This is a genomic window from Prescottella sp. D32 (assembly GCF_037287305.1).
GTDB classification, from domain to species: domain Bacteria; phylum Actinomycetota; class Actinomycetes; order Mycobacteriales; family Mycobacteriaceae; genus Prescottella; species Prescottella equi.
In genome coordinates this window covers 1,241,901-1,259,628 of record NZ_JARBSW010000001.1, presented here as the reverse complement: position 1 = coordinate 1,259,628, position 17,728 = coordinate 1,241,901, and the positions used below count along the sequence as shown (strand labels likewise).

22 protein-coding genes are annotated in these 17,728 nt (G+C 70.3%); 2 read left to right on the top strand and 20 right to left on the bottom strand.

Annotated features, from left to right (window positions below):
* Positions 1 to 11: 11 nt before the first annotated feature.
* From PSS76_RS05790 to PSS76_RS05740, 11 genes are all read right to left on the bottom strand, one after another.
* Positions 12 to 293: a metal-sensitive transcriptional regulator gene (locus tag PSS76_RS05790; protein ID WP_013416995.1), complete on the bottom strand. Its 282-nt coding sequence runs from the start codon at positions 291 to 293 to the stop codon at positions 12 to 14.
* Position 294: 1 nt separating this feature from the next.
* A complete protein-coding gene (locus PSS76_RS05785; RefSeq protein ID WP_064058374.1) occupies positions 295 to 558 on the bottom strand; it encodes a hypothetical protein in 264 nt (87 codons plus the stop codon).
* Positions 555 to 1,070, bottom strand: coding sequence for a transport-regulating membrane protein Mce1N (gene mce1N, locus PSS76_RS05780; RefSeq protein WP_226347456.1), 516 nt, complete (start codon positions 1,068 to 1,070; stop codon positions 555 to 557). The genes PSS76_RS05785 and mce1N overlap by 4 nt, the downstream gene beginning before the upstream one ends.
* A gap of 28 nt (positions 1,071 to 1,098) precedes the next feature.
* Positions 1,099 to 1,509: a hypothetical protein gene (locus tag PSS76_RS05775; protein WP_081184498.1), complete on the bottom strand. Its 411-nt coding sequence runs from the start codon at positions 1,507 to 1,509 to the stop codon at positions 1,099 to 1,101.
* Positions 1,510 to 1,782: 273 nt separating this feature from the next.
* Positions 1,783 to 2,430 (bottom strand): hypothetical protein, encoded by a 648-nt coding sequence (locus PSS76_RS05770; RefSeq protein WP_022597511.1) that lies wholly within the window; start codon positions 2,428 to 2,430, stop codon positions 1,783 to 1,785.
* Positions 2,427 to 3,404 (bottom strand): porphobilinogen synthase, encoded by a 978-nt coding sequence (gene hemB, locus PSS76_RS05765; RefSeq protein ID WP_005518101.1) that lies wholly within the window; start codon positions 3,402 to 3,404, stop codon positions 2,427 to 2,429. Before hemB ends, PSS76_RS05770 begins: the two co-directional genes overlap by 4 nt.
* 17 nt (positions 3,405 to 3,421) lie before the next feature.
* Complete coding sequence (locus PSS76_RS05760) at positions 3,422 to 4,987, bottom strand: bifunctional uroporphyrinogen-III C-methyltransferase/uroporphyrinogen-III synthase (protein WP_005518100.1); 1,566 nt, start codon at positions 4,985 to 4,987, stop codon at positions 3,422 to 3,424.
* A gap of 72 nt (positions 4,988 to 5,059) precedes the next feature.
* On the bottom strand, positions 5,060 to 6,064 hold the full coding sequence (hemC, locus tag PSS76_RS05755; RefSeq protein ID WP_005518099.1) for a hydroxymethylbilane synthase: 1,005 nt from the start codon (positions 6,062 to 6,064) through the stop codon (positions 5,060 to 5,062).
* Positions 6,061 to 7,434, bottom strand: coding sequence for a glutamyl-tRNA reductase (locus PSS76_RS05750; RefSeq protein ID WP_005518098.1), 1,374 nt, complete (start codon positions 7,432 to 7,434; stop codon positions 6,061 to 6,063). Before PSS76_RS05750 ends, hemC begins: the two co-directional genes overlap by 4 nt.
* Positions 7,431 to 8,228: a redox-sensing transcriptional repressor Rex gene (locus PSS76_RS05745; RefSeq protein ID WP_013417001.1), complete on the bottom strand. Its 798-nt coding sequence runs from the start codon at positions 8,226 to 8,228 to the stop codon at positions 7,431 to 7,433. The genes PSS76_RS05750 and PSS76_RS05745 overlap by 4 nt, the downstream gene beginning before the upstream one ends.
* 209 nt (positions 8,229 to 8,437) lie before the next feature.
* Positions 8,438 to 8,701 (bottom strand): glutaredoxin family protein, encoded by a 264-nt coding sequence (locus PSS76_RS05740; RefSeq protein ID WP_022597515.1) that lies wholly within the window; start codon positions 8,699 to 8,701, stop codon positions 8,438 to 8,440.
* A gap of 191 nt (positions 8,702 to 8,892) precedes the next feature.
* On the opposite strand from PSS76_RS05740, the gene PSS76_RS05735 reads away from it, so the two are divergent.
* Positions 8,893 to 10,038: an HAD family hydrolase gene (locus PSS76_RS05735; protein ID WP_013417003.1), complete on the top strand. Its 1,146-nt coding sequence runs from the start codon at positions 8,893 to 8,895 to the stop codon at positions 10,036 to 10,038.
* Here the strand turns inward: PSS76_RS05735 and PSS76_RS05730 are convergent.
* From PSS76_RS05730 to PSS76_RS05695, 8 genes are all read right to left on the bottom strand, one after another.
* Positions 9,996 to 11,027, bottom strand: coding sequence for a lysophospholipid acyltransferase family protein (locus tag PSS76_RS05730; RefSeq protein ID WP_022597519.1), 1,032 nt, complete (start codon positions 11,025 to 11,027; stop codon positions 9,996 to 9,998). The two genes, PSS76_RS05735 and PSS76_RS05730, sit on opposite strands and share 43 nt — an antisense overlap.
* 79 nt (positions 11,028 to 11,106) lie before the next feature.
* Positions 11,107 to 12,156, bottom strand: coding sequence for an NAD-dependent epimerase/dehydratase family protein (locus PSS76_RS05725; RefSeq protein WP_037084934.1), 1,050 nt, complete (start codon positions 12,154 to 12,156; stop codon positions 11,107 to 11,109).
* Between the two features lie 200 nt (positions 12,157 to 12,356).
* Entirely contained in the window at positions 12,357 to 12,458 is a 102-nt protein-coding gene (locus PSS76_RS05720; RefSeq protein ID WP_003402602.1) for a 30S ribosomal protein bS22, read from the bottom strand.
* Between the two features lie 210 nt (positions 12,459 to 12,668).
* Positions 12,669 to 12,911 (bottom strand): helix-turn-helix domain-containing protein, encoded by a 243-nt coding sequence (locus tag PSS76_RS05715; protein ID WP_005518088.1) that lies wholly within the window; start codon positions 12,909 to 12,911, stop codon positions 12,669 to 12,671.
* Between the two features lie 176 nt (positions 12,912 to 13,087).
* Positions 13,088 to 13,732, bottom strand: coding sequence for a CPBP family intramembrane glutamic endopeptidase (locus PSS76_RS05710; RefSeq protein WP_253204909.1), 645 nt, complete (start codon positions 13,730 to 13,732; stop codon positions 13,088 to 13,090).
* A gap of 160 nt (positions 13,733 to 13,892) precedes the next feature.
* On the bottom strand, positions 13,893 to 14,708 hold the full coding sequence (gene proC / locus PSS76_RS05705) for a pyrroline-5-carboxylate reductase (RefSeq protein WP_005518084.1): 816 nt from the start codon (positions 14,706 to 14,708) through the stop codon (positions 13,893 to 13,895).
* Positions 14,709 to 14,789: 81 nt separating this feature from the next.
* Positions 14,790 to 15,647, bottom strand: a complete 858-nt coding sequence (locus PSS76_RS05700; RefSeq protein WP_337455975.1) for a thioesterase family protein — start codon at positions 15,645 to 15,647, stop codon at positions 14,790 to 14,792.
* Positions 15,644 to 16,303: a MerR family transcriptional regulator gene (locus tag PSS76_RS05695; protein WP_064058434.1), complete on the bottom strand. Its 660-nt coding sequence runs from the start codon at positions 16,301 to 16,303 to the stop codon at positions 15,644 to 15,646. Before PSS76_RS05695 ends, PSS76_RS05700 begins: the two co-directional genes overlap by 4 nt.
* Before the next feature lie 111 nt (positions 16,304 to 16,414).
* Between PSS76_RS05695 and PSS76_RS05690 the strand changes: the two genes are divergently transcribed.
* The gene (locus PSS76_RS05690) at positions 16,415 to 16,834 is read left to right on the top strand and encodes a hypothetical protein (protein ID WP_013417008.1); all 420 of its coding nucleotides are present in this window, start codon (positions 16,415 to 16,417) and stop codon (positions 16,832 to 16,834) included.
* Between the two features lie 33 nt (positions 16,835 to 16,867).
* On the opposite strand, the gene PSS76_RS05685 is transcribed toward PSS76_RS05690, so the two are convergent.
* The gene (locus tag PSS76_RS05685) at positions 16,868 to 17,710 is read right to left on the bottom strand and encodes a sugar phosphate isomerase/epimerase family protein (protein WP_005518077.1); all 843 of its coding nucleotides are present in this window, start codon (positions 17,708 to 17,710) and stop codon (positions 16,868 to 16,870) included.
* Positions 17,711 to 17,728: the final 18 nt, after the last annotated feature.

The following is a 17,728-nucleotide window of genomic DNA, read 5'->3' as shown; positions in this document are numbered from 1 at the left end:
TCGCATCGGACTCAGGATCGCACCAGGCGCGCGATGGCGTCGGACGCTTCCTTGACCTTGGCGTCCGCCTCCGGGCCGCCCTTCTTCGCGGCCTCGACGACGCAACCCGCGAGGTGCGCCTCGAGCAGCTTGAGCGAGACCGACTGCAGAGCAGACGTCGCGGCCGACACCTGGGTGAGGACGTCGATGCAGTAGCGGTCGTCCGCGATCATCCGCGAGATGCCCTGCACCTGGCCCTCGATGCGCCGCAGGCGCTTGAGCAGGTCTTCCTGCTGCGGGCTGTATCCGTTCATGTCAGCCATGATACCCCCTACGGGTACTCGCGCGGCGACGACGGCGTGCGACGTCGCACACCAGCAGTCCCGCCACCAGTACCGCGACGAACGCTGCCGCGATCCAGGGACCCGAATAGTCCGTGGAGGTGAAGGCGGGCCCATCCGGCACGACGGGCGCGAACTCGTGGTCCGTCACGCCGCGCGCCCAGCACCACACCGCGACGGCGAGCAGCGCGAGGGCCCCGACCGACTCTGCGACCGGCACCAGGACCGCCCGATTCACGACCCGGCGCCCTTCGCACGCGCGACAGCCGCGGTCAGAGCGGCTCGCAATCCCTCGTCGTCACGCGCCCATGCCTGCGCGAAGCTGCCGTCCCGCAGGCGCAGGCCGATGCCGGTGCGGCGGCGCGGCACCGCGGACAGTTCGCCGAGGCTGCGCGCGCGCTCCCACGGTTGCGGTTCGTCCGCATACGGATCCGCCTCCGGGAGCACCTCGTCGATCTCGTCGAGTGGCACCTCTTCGGCGCCCTGTCGCAGCAGCGAGTCGGTCAAGAGCACGCTCACGTGCCGCCGCGCCGCGGCCACCTGCACCGAGACGATGCCGGCCAGGATCGCGGCGAACAGTGTCAGCGCGAACCAGTGCACCACCGGCCCGGTCGCCAGTTCGATCACGAGCGCGATCACACAGAAGACGGGGCCGTACGCCACCGTCCGCCAGCGGGCACCCTCCTCGAGGAACAGCGGCGTCACCGCATCCGCACCGCCAGCCTCGGGCACTTCGCTCGGCTCAGGCACTTCGTTCGGCTCAGGCACTCCGTTCGATTCAGGCACTGTGCTCGAACCACTCACGCGCACCCTCCCGGTAAACCAGCACACTCGCCACCGTCAGCAGCACCGGAATCGTCAGCAGCACCGGGGCGACGACACCGATCGCCACCATCGCGACGACGGCCAGCGCGAACACGCCACACAACACCGCGACAACCGTCCGCAGGCGGCGATCTCCCGCGCGCACGGGCGCTGCGAGGAACCCGATGGCGACACCGAACACGACGGACCCGATGCCGATGCCGCGCAGCAACCAGACGAACGAGTCGACGTCGGAATCGAGGCGACCGCGGATCGCGTCGGCGGACGTCGTCGCCGCGAGCAGACCGAGCAGCACCATCACGGCGGCGCACAGCACCCAGATCCAGTAGGCGACCGACACCGGGCGCGGGGAACGTTCGATCACGACCCCATCCTGGGGCAGCGCGCAGGCCGGCGCATCACCGAGGTCGCGCGAGCGGCCGAGGACGTCATGCAGCGAGGACGCCCGGCACGATCAACAACAGCAACGTCGCGATTCCGAACAGTGCGACCAACGCGATCCACACCAGTTCCCGTCGCCCACCGGTCCGATGTTCGACGCGCATTCCAACCCCCTGGAGCCTGACCCGACACCCTGTTCATGTGACTCGATTCACATTACAGCGGAGGGGCTGGAAGACCGAATCGGGCGAACCGCTCAGCGCGCGGGAGGAGCGGGCGGCAGGTTCAGGAAGTATGCGTTGGATTCCTTGCGGTGCATCAGCACGATCGCGCCGATCGCAGCCACCGCCTGCAGGATTCCCGCGCCGCCCATCAGCAGCGCGGCGGTCCCGCTCCCCTGCCCGGCGCCGAACACCGTCGGCAACGCGGAGAAGACCGTGAACACGCCGGCCATGGTGAGCAACATGCGGGCCCAGTTCTTGCCCTTGCGCATCTTGAAGGCGAACAGAATCGTCAGCCCGCCGAGTACCAGCGTCAGGATGACACCCGTGGCGACCAGGCCCAACGTCAGGAGTTGATCAACCTCCGCGCGCGTCGGCAGCGGATCGATCTGCTGCTTGGCGAACTCGTCCATCAGCTGGTCGACGAACGACGCCCGGTCGCTGTGCACGAACAGCAGTGCCGCGACCAGGTACACCACGCCCAGCGCCGCGACGACGAACCACAGCTGGAACGCCGTCAGGACGTCGGCCGGGACCGGGCGCTTCTCCTGCTGGACCGGCGGCATCGGGTACTGCCCCTGCGGCTGTCCCGGGTACTGGGGCGGGCCCGACGGGTACTGCGGGGTGCCGGGCCACTGGTCGGGCTGACCGGGCTGCTGCGGCGGCGGCCACTGTCCGGTCATGCCAGCCACCCCGCGGCCTCGGCCGCCCAGTAGGTGAGCACGATGTCGGCGCCCGCGCGGCGGATGCTCAGCAGCGACTCGAGCACCGCGGCGTCCCGGTCGATCCAACCGTTCTGCGCGGCAGCCGTGATCATCGCGTACTCGCCGGAGATCTGGTACGCCGCCACCGGGACGGTCGAGCGGTCGGCGACCTCGCGCAGCACGTCGAGATACGACATCGCGGGCTTGACCATCACCAGGTCGGCGCCCTCGGCGAGGTCGAGGTCCACCTCGAGCAGCGACTCGCGGCGGTTCGCCGGATCCTGCTGATAGGTGCGGCGGTCGCCCTCGAGCGAGGAGCCGACGGCCTCCCGGAACGGGCCGTAGAAGGCCGACGCGTACTTCGCCGAGTACGCCAACTGCCCGACGTCGGTGTGGCCGGCGGCGTCGAGCCCCGCACGGATCGCGGCGACCTGGCCGTCCATCATGCCGCTGGGGCCGAGCAGGTGGGCGCCAGCGTCGGCCTGCGCCACCGCCATGTCGACGTAGCGAGCGAGCGTCGCGTCGTTGTCGACGCGGCCGTCGGAGGTCAGCACACCGCAGTGCCCGTGCGAGGTGAACTCGTCGAGGCATGTGTCCGCCATCAGAACCGTCGCGTCACCGAGCTCGGCCTTCAACGCGGCCAGACCGCGGTTGAGGATCCCGTCCGGATCGGTGGCACCCGAGCCGTCCGGGTCCTTGTCCTCGTCCCGCGGAACTCCGAAGAGCATGAGCCCGCCCACGCCGGCCGCGACCGCGTCGGTCGCCGCGTTCCGCAGCGAGTCCAGCGTGTGCTGGACGACGCCCGGCATCGACGAGATCGGACGCGGCTCGTCGATGCCGTCGGCCACGAACATCGGGAGCACGAGATGCCGTGGCTCGAGCGACGTCTCGGCGACGAGGCGACGCAACGCGGGCGTGCCCCGCAGACGACGAGGACGGTGAACTGGAAACACGGCTCTCCCGAGGTGGATCAGCGGCGGGCGCGGGACTTCTTACGCGGAGGCGGCAGCGCGCCCTCGGCGCGCAGTCGGGCCGCATGCTCGGCCAGTGCCTCGACGAGCGGTCCCATCTGCGCCGTCTCCGGCTGGACGTCGACGCGCAGACCGAACTCGATCGCGGTCTCCGCGGTCTTGGGCCCGATGCACGCGACGATCGTGCGGGCGTGCGGCTTGCCGGCGATGCCGACCAGGTTGCGCACGGTCGACGACGACGTGAAGCACACCGCGTCGAAGCCACCCGTCTTGATCATCTCGCGGGTCTCGGCCGGCGGCGGCGCCGCCCGGACGGTGCGGTACGCGGTGACGTCGTCGATCTCCCAGCCGCGCTCGCGCAGACCCTCGGCGAGCGTCTCGGTGGCGATGTCGGCGCGGGGCAGCAGGACGCGGTTGACCGGGTCGAACACCTCGTCGTACGGGGGGAAGTCGGCCAGCAGGCCCTCGCTGGACTGCTCACCCGACGGGACCAGTTCGGGGGTGATGCCGAACGAGCGCACCTTCTCGGCCGTGGCCTCACCGACGCACGCGATCTTCACGCCGGAGAACGCACGGGCGTCCAGACCGAACGCCTCGAACTTCTCCCACACCGCGCGGACCGCGTTGGTGGAGGTGAACACCACCCACTGGTAGCGGCCGTCGACCAGACCCTTGACCGAGCGCTCCATCTGCGCCGGGCTGCGGGGCGGCTCGACCGCGATGGTCGGCACCTCGATCGGGATGGCGCCGTGCGTGACGAGGCGGTCGCTCATGTCGGCGGCCTGCTCCTTGGTGCGCGGCACCAGGACGGTCCAGCCGTACAGTGCGCGCGACTCCCACCACGACATCTTGTTGCGCTGCGAGACCACCTTGCCGACCGTGACGATCAGCGGACCCACCAGCTCGGAACCAGCGTCGTTGAGCGTCGCGAGGGTGGCCTCGACGGTGCGCTGCTGACGGGTGGTGCCGCGGACGGTGATCGCGGCCGGGGTCTGCGGGGCGAGGCCGTGTTCGACCAGCGCGCTCGCCGTCTCGGCCAGGTGCGCGGACGTCGCGTGCAGCACCAGCGGGCCAGGAGCGGCGGCCAGCGCGGCCCAGTCGACCTCGCCGCGGACGTCGGCCTCGGTGTGGCCCGAGCCCAGCGCCATGCCGGCGTAGCTGGGGACGGCGGATCCGGACGGCAGACCGGGCAGCACCTCGAACACGACCTGGGTGCGGGCGACGGCCGAAACCTCGGCGATCACCGAGTCGGTGGTCAACGGGTCACCCGAGACGAGCCGGACCACGTCGTGGCCGTTCTTGGCCTCGGCGACGAGGGTCTTGGCGACCTCGGCGGGCTCGCCCAGCGCAGGGCGGACCTCGGCGATCGGCAGATCGGTCTCCGGGTCGCGGCCGAGCGCGGTGCCGACGAGCGCCGTCACGCCCTTGTCCACGTCGGGATCGGTGAACGCCAGCGCGGCCGACGCGAGCACGTCGTGCGCGCGGACGGTGAGCAGCGCCGGATCACCGGGTCCCGATCCCACAAAGAGGATCCGTCCGGGGCTGTTCTTACGGACTCGGCTCATCGGTAGTTCTCCAGTGCGGTCTCATGTCGATAGGTAATAGAAAGCGTGAAATCGGGCCTCGGGGCAACCAGGTCAAGCATCGGCATCACCGTCCTCGGCAATCGTCATCAGATCGCGTGCACCCAGGTCGAGGAGTTCCCGTGCAACCGCACGCCCCAACTCGTCGGCACGCTCGGGCGACCCCACCAGGGACGCCCGAATCACATCGGAGCCGTCGATCGCGGCGGCGCAGCCGCGGATGGACAGTTCCTCGAAAACTCTGCCGTCGTCGTCGAGCGACTCGACGACCTCGGCGATCGCTCCCACCGGGGCGGTGCAGCCGGCCTCCAGCTCGGCGAGCAGCGCACGTTCGGCGACCACCGCGGCACGGGTGGCGTGATCGTCGAGCTCGCCGAGAATCGCGATGAGATCCGGGTTGTCGGAGCGGCACTCGACGGCCAGCGCGCCCTGCGACGGCGCGGGCAGCATCTGGACCGGCTCGAGCGTCTCGGTGATGCGCTCGGTCCGGCCGATGCGGGACAGGCCGGCGCGGGCGATCACGATCGCGTCGAGCTCTCCCGACGCGACCTTGCCGAGGCGGGTGTCGATGTTGCCGCGCAGCGGCTCGATCTCGAGCCCCAGACCCATCGCGCGAAGCTGCGCGCGGCGACGGGGCGCCGACGTGCCGATCCGCGATCCGGGCGGCAGCTCGCCGAGCACCAGGCCGTCGCGGGCGACGAGTGCGTCGCGCGGATCCTCACGGGTCGGGACCGCGGCGATCGTCAGATCGTCGGGCTGCGCGGTGGGCAGGTCCTTGTAGGAGTGGACCGCGACGTCGACCTCGCCGGCGACGAGCGCCTCGCGGAGTTCGGCGACGAACACGCCGACACCGATGCGCTGCACCGGTCCGGCGGTGACGTCACCCTTGGTCTTGATGATCACCAGCTCGGCGGGGTGTCCGGCGGCGATCAGCGCATCGCGCACGTGGCCGGCCTGCGTGGTCGCGAGCAGACTGCCTCGCGTGCCGATCCGCAGGGTGCGGGAGTCCGGACCGACGTTCAGGTCGGTGGCCGGCGACGCGGCCGCATCGGTGCTCATGCCTGCGCATCCTTTCCTGTGGTGTCGGGTCCGGAGGCGAAATCGCCCAGATCGATCGGCGCGGCAACCGCCTCCGCCGATCCGGGGCGCAGCTCGAACAGTTCGCGCAGCGCCGCAGCGTACGTGTCGCCGCCGGGGGTGGACGCGAGTTGCTTGACCCGCACGGTCGGCGCGTGCAGCAGCTTGTCGACGACGCGCCGGACGGTGCGCGCGACCTCGTCGCGCTGTGGGTCCTCGAGCCCCGGCAGTCGGGAGTCGAGGCGCAGCAGTTCGGCCTCGACGACCTCCGCCGCGCGCTGACGCAACGCGGTGACGGTCGGGGTGACCTCGGCGAGACGCTGCGAGGCCAGGTACTGGGACAGTTCGGAGGCGACGATGGCGCGGGCGGCGTCGGCGTCGGATGCGGCGGCACCGGCAGCCGGATCCCGTTGCAGCGCAGCCATGTCGAGCACGACCACCTCGGGCAGTCCGGCGACGGCGGGTTCGACGTCGCGCGGCAGGCCCAGGTCGCAGATCACGAGCGGGCGGTTCGGCTCGCGCTCCGGCGCCGCGAGGGCGCGGTGCGTGTCGGCGAGCGTGACGACGGAACCGACCGCGCCGGTACAGGTGACCAGGACGTCGGACTGGGCCATCGCGTCGGAGAGGTCGTCGAAGTCCATCGCGACCGCGTCGACGCCGTTGCCCACCGCGGTGGCGGCGAGGTGCTCGGCCCGCTCGCGGGTCCGGTTGACGACGAGGATGCGTCCGATGCCGGCGCGGGTGAGGTGCGCGACCGACAGGCTGCCCATCGCACCGGCGCCGAGGACGACGGCGGTGCGGCCGACGAGTCCGCCGTCGCCGAGGATCCCGGCGGCGCGGTCGAGGGCGACGGACACCACGGACGCGCCCGCGGCGTCGATCCCGGTCTCGGAGTGCACACGCTTGCCGACCCGCAGCGCCTGCTGCGCCAACTCGTGCAGCGCGCGGCCCGCGGCCTGCTGCGCGTCGGCGGCCGCGTAGGCGGTACGGATCTGACCGAGGATCTGCTGCTCGCCGATGACCATCGAATCGAGACCACTGGCGACCGCGAAGAGGTGCTCGGCGGCTGCCTCGCTGTACCGGACGTACGCGTGCTTGTGCAGTTCGGTCAGATCGAGTCCGGAATGCGCGGACAGCAGGTCACCGATCTCGGTGAGCGCGCCGTGGAAGGCGTCGACGACGGCATAGATCTCGATGCGGTTGCACGTCGAGACGATCATCGCCTCGGAGATGTGCGCCGAGGCGAGCATCCTGTCGGTCAGCTTCGGACGGTCGGTGTCGGTCACCGCGATCCGCTCGAGGACGGAGACGGGAGCACTGCGGTGCGAGATCCCGACGAGAAGCACACTCACGGCCTGATCACCGATCCGTTTCTGGTCGAAGCGCCAACCGCCACGGATGCAGCGGAGACCTGCTGGGGAGACTGTTCCTCGTTACGCGCCAGGTTGAAGGAGAGCACCTGCATTTCCATCGCGAGATCCACCCGGCGCATCTCGACGTGATCAGGGATCTCCAGCGTGAGCGGGGAGAAGCTGAGGATGCAGCGCAGACCGGCGCCGACGAGCTGGTCGCACACGTCCTGCGCAGCACTGTCCGGGGTCGCGATGACGCCGATCGTCGCGTCGAGTTCGCGGCAGGCGTCGGCCAGCTCGGCGACGTCGCGGACCGTCAGGCCCCCGATGTCGGCGCCGATCAGGGCGGGATCACGGTCGAACAGACCCACCATCGAGAATCCGCGGCGATCGAAACCGCCGTACCCGGCCAGCGCCCGCCCCAGGTTGCCGATCCCCACCAGCACCACGCGGTGGCCCCGATCCAGCCCGAGCGCCGATTCGATCCGCGCCCGCAGCCGCGTGACGTCGTAGCCGACTCCACGAACGCCATTGGGCCCCAGGAACGACAGATCCTTGCGGAGCTTGGCCGATCCGACGCCGGACGCGGTGGCGAGTTCCTCGCTGGAGACGATGATGGCGCCCTCGTCCGCGAGCAGTCCGAGGACCCGCAGGTACGTGGCGAGACGCGTCACCGTAGCCTGGGGGATGTCGCGGTGCTGTGCAGCGGCAGGCGTTCCACGCCGGGAGGCGGACGGAGCAGCCCCGGAAACGCCGCGGGTCACTGCCCCCTGCGTCTCGTGCTGTTCACTCACGTCGATGGTTCCTCGTCCGGTCGGCCGTGTACCCCGGCCTTCACGCGAAGGTCCGGGGCGTTTGTTCACACCACGGTAACCGCTTGTGAAGCCATGCACAAAGTTGCTCGACCGCCCTCACACGTGCTCTCACCTGCAAAGCGACCGAACCCGATGGTCCGGCGTGACCCTTCCCACTCGGCGGCGCGAGCGGCGCCCGAGGCCCGGAATCAGCCCGCCGAGAGGTCCGCGCGCAACCGGTCCTCGTCGACCTCCCAGTAGCTGTGCTCCTTGCCGTCGAGGAGGACGACCGGCAAGCGGTCGCCGTACTCGGCGCGCAGATCAGGGTTCTCGGCCGCAGCCTCGTCGACGTCGACGCAGGTCAGTTCCAGTTCGAAGTCGCGGCAGACGACGTCGAGGACCTCGCGCGCCGGCTGACAGGCACCGCAACCGGCGCGAGTGAGCAGAGTGATCCGATGTCGCGACTGATCCATGCGCACCAGTCTTCCTCGAGGCTCGCGGCGGCATTCGGGGAGCGCCCCACCCCGCGGGTTCCGGACCGTTCCGTTTCGAGACGAACATCACACGCCGCAGACAGCCGGACCATCCAGCGGGATCGGCATCGACACGCGGGCTAGGGTGAGCCAGAGGTGAGCCGGAGCTGTCTTCGACACGGGAGGTGCGAGTGCCTGGACGATCACTGCCGAACGGCGCGAGATTCGGTGTGGGTCTGTCCGGGATTCTGCGCCCGGGCCGCCGCAGGATCCGTAACCTGCTGGGCCCGAGCGAGGCCGAGTTGCGGGCCAACCTCGCGGGCGAGGCGAGCGCCGACGCCGCACTCGCGATACAGGAGGCCGAAGCCGCCGAGGCCGCGGAGGCCGCCGAGGCGGCGGCGTCGCTCGAGTCCGTCGAACCTGAAATCACGCCTGACCTCGAGGTCCTCGAACCTCCCACCGCGCCCGTCGTTCCGCGAGACCTCACCGCCGCGGCATTCTTCGACGTCGACAACACGATGGTGCAGGGCGCGTCGATCATCCACTTCGCGCGCGGTCTCGCCGCCCGTAAGTACCTTCGCACCTCCGACCTGGTCGACTTCGCGTGGAAGCAGGTCAAATTCCGCATCACCGGCAAGGAGAACAGCGACGACGTCGCGGAGGGCCGGGAGAAGGCGCTGTCGTTCGTCGCGGGACGGTCCACCGCCGAACTCGCCCGTCTCGGCGAGGAGATCTACGACGAGGTCATCGCCGACAAGATCTGGGCGGGCACCCGTGCCCTCGCGCAGATGCACCTCGACGCCGGGCAGCAGGTGTGGCTCGTGACCGCCACCCCCGTCGAACTGGCGCAGGTGATCGCCAAGCGCCTCGGGCTGACCGGCGCGTTGGGCACCGTCGCGGAGAGCGAGGACGGCGTCTTCACGGGTCGGCTCGTCGGCGACATCCTGCACGGCCTCGGCAAGGCTCACGCCGTCCGTACCCTCGCGGTGCGTGAGGGTCTCAACCTCAAGCGCTGCACCGCGTACTCGGACAGCTACAACGACGTCCCGATGCTGTCGCTGGTGGGAACCGCCGTCGCGGTCAACCCCGACGCGGACCTGCGGGAGCTCGCGAAGAACCGGGGTTGGGACGTCCGCGACTTCCGCACCGGGCGCAAGGCCGCCAAGATCGGCGTGCCGACCGCACTGCTACTCGGCGCCGTCGGCGGTGCCGTCGGGGCGATCCTCAGCCGCCGTCGCGAACGCGCGCTGCTGGCGCAACTGGTCGCCGACAGGGCCGCGTCGGAGTCCGGGCGTCAGCCCATGAAGATGTTCCGGCGCTGCGCCAACAGCCGGTAGAGCGTCTGCTGGATGATCTCCCGGACGTGGTCGGTGACCTCGAAGAGCACCATCGGATCGTCGGCCTCGGCCGCGTCGTAGGTGTCGGTGGGAATCGGCGTCCCGAACTCGATGAACCACTTGGACGGTAGCGGCACCAGCCCGAGCGGACCCAGGTGCGGGAACAGTGGCGTCACCGGGAAGTACGGCATGTTCAGCAGCCGGGCGAGCGGTGCGATGTCGCCGATCTTCGGGTAGATCTCCTCGGATCCGACGATCGAGCAGGGAACGATCGGCACACCGGCGCGCATCGCGGCGGAGACGAATCCGCCCCGGCCGAACCGCTGCAGCTTGTACCGCTCGGAGAACGGCTTGCCGATGCCCTTGAAGCCCTCCGGGAACACCGCTGCCACCTCGCCGCTCCGCAGCAGTCGTTCGGCGTCGGGGTGGCACGCGAGCGTGTGACCGGCCTTGCGGGCGATGTTGCCGACGACCGGCATCTCGAACGCCAGGTCTGCGGCGAGCATCCGCAGCGCGCGGTGCCGGGGGTGATGGTCGTGCACCGCGACCGACGTCATGAGGGCGTCGATCGGCACCACCCCGGCGTGGTTGGCGACGACGAGCGCACCCCCGTCGGCCGGGATGTTCTCCACACCGCGGACCTCGACCCGGAACCACTTCTCGAACAGTGGACGCAGCGCCGGGAGGAACACACCGTCGGCGAAGTGCGGGTCGTACCCGAATTCGTCCACCTCGTAGTCGCCGGCCAGCCGACGGCGCGCGAACTCTGCGGCACCGGCCACCTGACCGGCGACGCGGGCCCGCAGGCCGCTGCCCGGCGCCTCGTCCGCCGGTGGTGTGCCGTGGTCGACGTCCTCCGCGAAGGGCGGTTCGGGGAGCGTGCCGGGATCGGCCGCGGGACGGGACGGGCGTGGGTCCACCGGCCGGTCACGCGTCGACCGTGCGCGCGCGTCCGCGTGCAGTGGGATCACCTTGGCCACCTCGTTCACGACACTCCCCTTCGGTCCGACCCCACGGCATTCCGGCCCCCGGCACTCCGACCCTCGGCTTTCCCGCTGTACCGAGCCGTCACCTGCGCCCGCCGCCCGCCCCGACGACGCCGAGCGCCGTGGCCTCGGCACGGTCGACCCACTCCGGTCGGATCACGGGGGTCAACCCGGTGCCCCGCACGAAGTCGTCGAGCGCCTCGACGGTGGTCCAGCGCGGCTCGAATCCGAGTTCCGCACGCATCCGAGTGGTGTCGAGCCCGCACCCGAAGTGGAAGTAGTCGAGTTGCTCGTGGGTGAAGGACCGCATCTGCGATCCCATCAGAGCCCGTCCGGCGCTGCGGAAGAGCGCGAACGGCATCGGCACCTCGACGCGACCGGCCCGGCGCACGGCCTGCGACATCATGACGATCCCGTCACCGGCGACGTTGAACGTGCCGGTGGGCCCGGTGACCGTGGCGCGGTGCAGCGCCGCCAGCGCGTCCTCCTCGTGCAGCAACTGCATGCGGGCGTCGCGGCCGAGGATTCTCGGCACAATCGGGGAGGACAGATATCGCGCCACCCATCCGTGCCGGTGCGGGCCCATGAGTGGCGCGAGCCGCAGGATGGAGACCGCGATGTCCGGACGACGTCGGCCCATCGCCCGCGCGTAGCCCTCGATGTCGATGCAGTCGCGGGCCCAGGCGCCCCGCGGTGGGCGGCGCGCCCCCATCTCCTCGGTGAACTTCGCCGGGTCGCCGGGGCTGCCGCCGTACACGGCCGACGCCGACCGCAGCACCACCTTGCGCACGCTGGGCGACTTCTGGCACACCGCGAACAACTGCATGGCGCCGATGACGTTCATGTCCTTCATGGCTGCGCGACTGCCCGACCGCGGGGCCTGCGCGACGGTGGCCGCATGGACCACGGTGTCCACCTCGGCGCCCCTGATCACCTTGCCGATCAACGAGTTCCGGATGTCGGCACGGACGAACTCGGCCCGGCCCATCCGCCGCATCATGTCCTTGCTGGGTGAGACGGCGTCGACCGCGACGACGCGCTCGATGCTCGGATCCTGGACCAGCCGTGACACCAGGAATCCTCCCGGGAACCGGCTGGCGCCGGTCACCAGGACCACCCGGGGAGGCTGCACACCCCGATCGTCAGGACTCACCGCTACCCCCGTCCATTCGCCCCTTCGGGGAGCCTAACGAATCCGCGGGGTGGGGCAAGGGTTCCGCGTGAGCCTTTACGTCCCGGCAACACGCCACCCACCGCGCGGTCCGACGCCCGCCCCCCCCCAACACACGGATGCCCGCCACCGCGAGGTGACGGGCATCCGTGTGCAAGTTCTTACTTACCGAGCTTCCGACGCTGGACGCGCGTGCGGCGGAGCAGCTTGCGGTGCTTCTTCTTCGACATACGCTTGCGGCGCTTCTTGATCACTGAACCCATGGTGGGTGTCCCTCACAGTCTTCTCTAGCGTTCAGCGCACGCCGGTCACGTACGCCTGTGTCTGCCTCTGGCGCTGAGGCCTCGTTGCCATGGCCGCTTTCACGACCCCAGCGCCTGACGACACCGGCTGGCTGGTACGACGACTAACGATCGTACCGGGACGGATCGCCTCGGCGAAAACCGAGGCCCATCCTTTTCGGCTCCGACGGGTCAGCCGGCGTCGAAATACGAGGTCTGCAGATAGTCGTGCACAGCTTTCGCGTGGACACGGAACGACCGCCCCACACGGACCGCGGGGAGTTCCCCACTGTGCACCAGGCGGTACACGGTCATCTTCGAGACCCTCATCAAGGCCGCGACCTCCGCGACCGTGAGGAACTGCGTCCCGCCGAGACCGGACTGCCCTTCCTGTTGTCCCCGGAGGGACCTGTCAGGTTTGTCGATGGATCCCATCTCTTCAATTACCTCCGGCACGTGTCGCGCCGCCGGCTTCCCCTCCGGCGGACCAGACACGCACGTGCTGACACGAGCTTAGCGGGACCAGAGGGATTGATGCGACGGGTGTTGCAAACAAGATCGACAATCGCAGTGGTGGCGGCCCCTCGAGGCCCGCCGCCGGATCCGGCCGGTCAACTCTGGACGGCGGCCGGCGCGGCGCCCGCGTGCCCGGACCGTTCGACGTCCCGCCGCTTGACGAGCAGCAGGATGGCGATCACCGGATAGGCCAGGATGGGCGCGAGCGTTCCGGGGTAGAACGCCTGGTCCAGCAAGATGGCGGCGCCGCTCAACAGCGCGAAGTCGAAGAGGCCGTGCATCACCGAGTTGAGCGCGTTACTGCCCGAGACGCGGCGGATGAGGTAGAAGAAGTAGCCGGCCAGGCTGACGACGACGGCCTGCGGGATCGCGGACGCGCCGCCGTGCCCGAAGACGTTGGACAGATGGACCACGCCGAAGATGATGCTGGACCACAGCGCGACCTGACCCTCGCGGAGACCGTGCCGGCGCAGCACCGTCACCCCGATGCCGCGGAACATCCCCTCCTCACCCCACCCGACGAACTGGGTGGCGACGAGCAGGACGACCACGAACAGCCACCCCTTCTCGGACAGGGCGCTGTAGTCGATTCCGACGAGGATCGCGACCAACAGGATGGCGGGCACGGCCCACACCCACCGACTGACGGGCCGGTCGTCCTTCAGGACGGGACGCCACCAGCCGAGTGCCGCGACGACGCCGTAGGTGAAGACGAGGGCGATCCCGAGCGGGATCACCATGGTGAAGAACACCTCTCTGGTGGTCAGGATGAGGCGAGGCCTCGCGATTGCGTGTGTCCACGGCGCCACAGTAGAACTCCGGCATGCCTGTTCGCGCGTCGTGGACAGGCGCGCGTCACCGCGGCGGGCCGACGCTCACCGCGCCGGCCCGACCCGCAGATCATTCGGGGGCGACGCCCAGTTCCGCCGACCGGTCGCGCGCTGCCGCGAGGGCCTCGTAGAACGCGGTCCGGAGCCCGCACCGCTCGAGTTCGCGTACCGCGGCCGCGGTGGTACCGCCGGGCGAGGTGACGGCGGCGCGCAGGTCGTTCGCGCTCTCGCCCGACTCCGCGAGCATCGCGGCCGAACCGATCATCGTCTGCACGACGAGTTCGCTCGCCGTCGCGCGGGTCAGGCCGAGGGAGACGCCGGCGTCGATCATGGCCTCGGCCGCGAGGAAGAAGTACGCCGGTCCGGAACCGGATACCGCGGTCACGGCGTCGATCTGCGACTCCGGCACGGTGGTGACGGCGCCCACCGTCGCGAGGATCCCGCGGACCAGGTCGAGGTGCTCGGGCTTGACGTGTCGTCCGGGCGCGATGGCACTGGCACCCTGCCCGACGAGCATCGGGGTGTTCGGCATCACCCGCACGACCGGGAAACCGGCCGGCAGCTTCGACTCGTACCGAGCCGTGGAGATACCCGCGGCGAGCGAGACGATGATCTGTTCACGTTCGCCGTCGAGGTCGACCTTCGACAGCGCAGCCAGCACCGAGTCGACGTCGGTGGGCTTGACCGCCACGACGATGACGTCCGCACCCTCGGCCGCGTCCTCCGGGGTCGTCACCCGGATCGAGTAGGCCGCGGCCAGTTCCTCGGCGCGGGGCTCGTACTGCTCGGCGACCACCAGGTCACGGGTCGCGTGACCACCCTGCAACAGCCCAGAGACCAGCGCCTCACCGATCTTGCCGCCACCGATCACCGCAATTCTCGTCATGCGGACAGCTTAGGCACTGCGTGCCCGTGCGCCTTTTCGGTAGCCCCCACTACCGAAAAGGCGCACAGGCGCCGAAGGCGCCTACCGCGGGATCATCGCGAGCTGACGGCTCTGCACGACGACTGCACCGGTGGAGTCGAGCACCGTGTGGTCCTCCTCGAACCACGTGTCCCCCAACACCGTCGAGCTCGCCATGACGCGCAGCCAGCCCGGCGCGGGACGGCGCCGCAGGTACGTCGTCAGCTGGACGGTGGGCGCCCAGCCGAAGATGCCGCGGTTCATGGTGACCGGCGCACAGATGTCGCCGGTCATGATCGCGAACAGCGCCGCGGTGGCCGGGTCCTGCTCGTCGTCGGCCCACGGCCGCGCCCACATCCGGACCTCGGGTTCGCCCTGCCTGCCGCTGAGGAAATGCGCCGACGCGCCGTCGACCCGCAGATCGCAGCCCTGCGAGACGTGCACGATCCGCGCCATCGGATGGTCGGCGACGAGCGCGTGCGCCTCGGCGGGCGGCTCGGCGGGCAGTTGCGCGAGCGCCTGCTCCTGCGCGTAGTGCGGCTCCCCCGCGTCGGGAACGCCCAGCGTCACCGCGGCGTGCACGGCCGGGCGACCGTTCTGGGACAGCTCGACGTCGACGAGCGAGACCTGACGGCCCCGCTTGCGCACGGTTGCGACGATGTCGACGTCACCGGGGTCGGGTGCGGCGAGGTAGTTGGCGCTCACGGCGAGCGACTGGACGGCCGGGTCGACGGGCATGTCCGACGGCGCGGTCGCGGTCAGCTCGCGCCGGGCCGCGGCCGCGCAGACGGCCATCATGCAGCCGCCGTGCACCTTGGGTCCGATGGTCCAGATCGGGTCGATGTGGGCCGAGTACCGGCCGTCGGCACCGGTACCGCTCGGGGTGACGGTGGTGAGGTCCCGAAACGGGTGAGTGGTCACGGCTGGTCCTGTCTGTCGGGGGTGTCGAAGTCGTCGAAGGTGCGGCCCGCGAAGCGAGCCGCACCGATGTCCTGGTGGGCGAGCCGGCGCAGCGCGGCCAGCACGGGTTCGTAGATCGCGGTTCCGAGGACGGCGTACTCGATCGCGGATTCCGCGGAGTCCGTGGGCATGAGGTCCAGGTCGATCTCGGCGATACCGCGGACGTGCCGCGCGTAGGCGTCGAGCCGCTCGTCGGTCATCGGGATGCCGACGTCCTCGGCCGCCGCCAGCGCCCGTTCGAGCTGCGCGACAACGGGATACGCCGGTTCGTACACCTGCCCCAGACGTTCGAGCACGGCGCGGGCCCGCGGGTAGTCGCCGGACCGCTCCTCCCCCTCGGCGGGGTACGGCGGAAGCGCGGCGAGCGCCCGCCCGATCGTCTCGAAGACGGTGTCGGCGGGGTGGTCGACGAGTCCGACGATCGTGCGGATCCTGCCGAGCGGCAGTCCGACGCCGGCGAGCGCCTTGACGAGCGCGAGGCGCCGCACGTGCTGCTCACCGTATTCGGCCTGCGTCGCACTGCTCGCCGCGCCGGGCATCAGCAGTCCCTCGCGCAGGTAGTACTTGACGGTCGCGAGCGGCACGCCGCTGACCGCGACCAGTTCGGACACCCGCACGTCGAGCCTCTCCTGCTTGACACCCGGCCGCACCGGGTCGACCATGAAACCAGATTGGATAGTTGAGCTATCCAATCTGGGATCGAGCCTACCGCACCCCCAGGAGCTCCCATGATGGATCCCGTTCTCACGATCGTCGTCGGCGTCACCGTGCTCACCGTGGTGGGTATCGCGTCCGGCGGCGCGTTCCTGCTCCGCATCCTCGCGGGCGACCAGGGCTTCAACGCCCTGCAGAAGAGCTTCTTCCGCGCCGGTCACGCCCACGCGGGGGTGCTGGTCACGCTGGGCATCCTGCTGGCGACGCTCACCGCGGTCGTCGACGCCAGTCCCGGGTGGTCCGCGGCCGGCGCGATCGCGGTCCTCGTCGCCGCGATCTTCATCCCTGCCGGGTTCTTCCTGTCGGTCCTCGGCCGGGATCCGGCGAAGCCCGGACCGATGGTCGCGGCGATCTGGCTCGGCGCGGCCTGCCTGGTGACGGGCCTGGTGATCTCGGGGATCACGGTGATCGGCGCGGGCGTGTCCGCGCTGTAGGAACCGGCCGACGTGAGCAGCAGCCGGCCGGCGTCAGCGCAGGTTCGCGCGGGCGAAGCTGAGGGCCTGGCCGAGCATCGACGCCCGCTCCGGTCGGGTCCGGGCGTTCTGGGTGTTGATCTCGACGACCACCTGTCCGCCGAAGCCACTGTCGCGCAAATGCCGGAACACCTCGACGCACGGCTGACTCCCGTGGCCGGGGATGAGGTGTTCGTCGACCGAGGCACCGCGGCCGTCCGCCAGATGCAGGTGCGAGAGCCCGCTGCCCATCCGGTCGGCCAGCTCGAGTGCATCCATGCCCGCAGTCGCGGTGTGCGAGAGGTCGAGCGTGTAGTGCCGGTAACCGGAGTCGGTGGGATCGTACGACGGGCTGAACGCGGACAGGGCCGCACCCGGGCCGCCGCGCCTGCGCAGACGCTCCGCGCTCCGCTCCTTGCCGCCGAAGAAGCTGTCGGCGCGCATCGGGAACATGTTCTCCACGGCCACGATCGCCCCGGTCTTCTCCTCGAGACGCTCGACCTGTTCGGCGAATCCGTCGGCGTACCGACGCTGCCACCGGAACGGTGGGTGCACCACGACGTTCGACGCGCCCAGCGCCTCCGCGGCCTCCACCGACCGGTCCAGCTTCGCGACCGGGTCCGCACCCCACACCCGTTGGGAGATCAACAGGCACGGCACGTGGACGGCCTGTACGGGCACCGCATACTTGCGGACCAGACGCTTGACGGCGGAGATGTCCTGGCTGACGGATTCGGCCCACACCATGAGCTCGACGCCGTCGTAGCCGACCTCCGCCGCGTAGCGGAAGGCGGCCTCGGTGTTCTCCGGGTAGACGGACGCAGTGGACAGTCCGACGAGGACCTTCCGATCCGACATGCGCGCCCTCCCCACGAT